This is a genomic window from Nitrosospira sp. Nsp18, assembly GCF_900103145.1.
In the GTDB taxonomy this organism is placed as follows: Bacteria; Pseudomonadota; Gammaproteobacteria; order Burkholderiales; family Nitrosomonadaceae; genus Nitrosospira.
The window spans coordinates 1-2,120 of the sequence record NZ_FMWY01000054.1; the positions used below are offsets into that span (position 1 = coordinate 1).

At 54.2% G+C, this 2,120-nt stretch carries 2 protein-coding genes; both read right to left on the minus strand.

Annotation, left to right across the window (positions count from 1 at the left end):
* Positions 1-119: 119 nt before the first annotated feature.
* Complete coding sequence (locus BLS94_RS14980; protein ID WP_176767899.1) at positions 120-275, minus strand: hypothetical protein; 156 nt, start codon at positions 273-275, stop codon at positions 120-122.
* Between the two features lie 21 nt (positions 276-296).
* Positions 297-1,874 (minus strand): cytochrome c oxidase subunit I, encoded by a 1,578-nt coding sequence (gene ctaD, locus BLS94_RS14375; protein ID WP_090962626.1) that lies wholly within the window; start codon positions 1,872-1,874, stop codon positions 297-299.
* Positions 1,875-2,120: the final 246 nt, after the last annotated feature.

Sequence of the window (2,120 nt, forward strand, 5' to 3'; positions counted from 1 at the left end):
ACAATGCTATCGACCCGGTCATGGGCCAGGTCGATGGCGCTGGAACGTAATAGTGACTTCCTTCCTGGCTCATGCTCTTTCTCCTGCTTGTAATTTACCGGTTATTTGCCGGGGTCCGATCAACAACAGTAAGCTTGCCACAAGTAATACGCCACCGGTAGGACCAGAGAGTAAGCAAGCACGAGCAACGCTGTTCTGATCGATGCCAACTTTCTCTCGATGTCCACGTTTTCCGGGATGTCCATGTCGTCGGACATATTCATATGCTTTGGCATATCGCTCTCCTGTCTCGGCTGTTACTTAATGACGGGCGGCACAACGAAGGTATGATAGGGCGCGGGGGACGGCAAAGTCCATTCCAGCGTTTTCGCACCTTCCCAAGGTTTTACCGGCGCTTTTGCGCCCCCGCGGATGCACTTCAGCACTACGTAAAGGAACAGCAATTGCGTGGAGCCGAAACCAAAAGCGCCTATGCTGGAAATCATGTTGAAATCGGCGAATTGGAGCGCGTAGTCGGGAATACGGCGTGGCATGCCCGCCAATCCCAGGAAATGCTGAACGAAGAAGGTGAGGTTGAAAAAGAACATGGAGAGCCAGAAATGCCATTTGCCCAGCGTCTCGTCATACATATGCCCGGTCCATTTTGGTATCCAGTAGTAGGTTCCGGCGAATATGGCAAAGAGTGAGCCCGACACCAGCACATAGTGGAAGTGCGCAATGACATAGTAGGTATCCTGTACCTGGACATCTATCGGCACTATCGCGCAAACGACCCCGCTGAATCCGCCGATTACGAACAGGAAAATGAAACCGATGGAAAACAGCATGGGGGTTTCGAACGTCATGGAACCGCGCCACATGGTGGCGGTCCAGTTGAACACTTTAACGCCGGTCGGAACCGCGATCAGCATGGTGCCATACATGAAGAACAGCTGCCCGGTTACCGGCATGCCGGCGGTGAACATGTGATGAGCCCAGACGATGCAGGACAGGATGGCGATCGAGGCGGTGGCATACACCATCGAGGAATATCCGAACAATGGCTTGCGCGCAAAGGCCGGAATAATTTCGGAGACGATGCCGAACGATGGCAAAATCATGATGTAGACCTCGGGGTGGCCGAAGAACCAGAAGATATGCTGGAACAAAACCGGATCGCCGCCGCCCGCCGCATTGAAGAAGTTGGTGCCGAAGTTGCGATCCGTCAGCAGCATGGTGACCACGCCCGCCAGCACCGGCATCACCAGCACCAGAAGATAGGCGGTGATGAGCCAGGTCCACACGAACATCGGCATTTTCATCAGTGTCATGCCCGGCGCCCGCATGTTGAGGATGGTCGTGATGATGTTGATCGACCCCATGATGGAAGAAGCGCCAAGGATATGAATGGCGAAAATCATCATGTCCATGCCTACGCCCATCTGCACCGACAACGGCGGATAAAATGTCCAGCCACCAGCAGCTGCGCCGCCGGGCACAAAGAACGAGGTAATCAGCATCAAAGCCGCCGGGGGCAATAGCCAGAAGCTCCAGTTGTTCATGCGCGCAAAAGCCATGTCGGGCGCCCCGATCATCATCGGTATCTGCCAATTGGCAAAACCGACGAACGCCGGCATGATGGCGCCGAAGACCATCACCAAACCATGCATGGTCGTCAACTGATTAAAAAACTCCGGATTGACGACCTGTATGCCGGGCTGGAAAAGCTCGGCGCGGATCGTCAGCGCCATCACGCCCCCGGTCAGGAACATCAGAAAACTGAACCACAAATACATCGTGCCGATATCCTTGTGATTGGTCGTAGTCAGCCAACGCATCATCCCGCTGGGATGGTGGTCGTGCGCGTGTGCAATATCGTCTTCTACTGCCGCCATGATTGTCTCCTTGATGCTGTTTTTTTTAAAATGTAGCGTTGATGGAAAGCGGCCAGCGCATCAAGCCGCCGAAATTATCGCCATAGGCATGTGCAATGCCGCCATGCAGCTATCGCAGTCGTGTTCGTGATCGAAGGTCGCAGTGGATGGCGCCATGGTGTCCTCCTTGATGCTATTTTCTGAACTGGTTGATTTCCGATGGCTGCACCACGTCGCCTGCGGTATTTCCCCAGGCATTACGTTCGT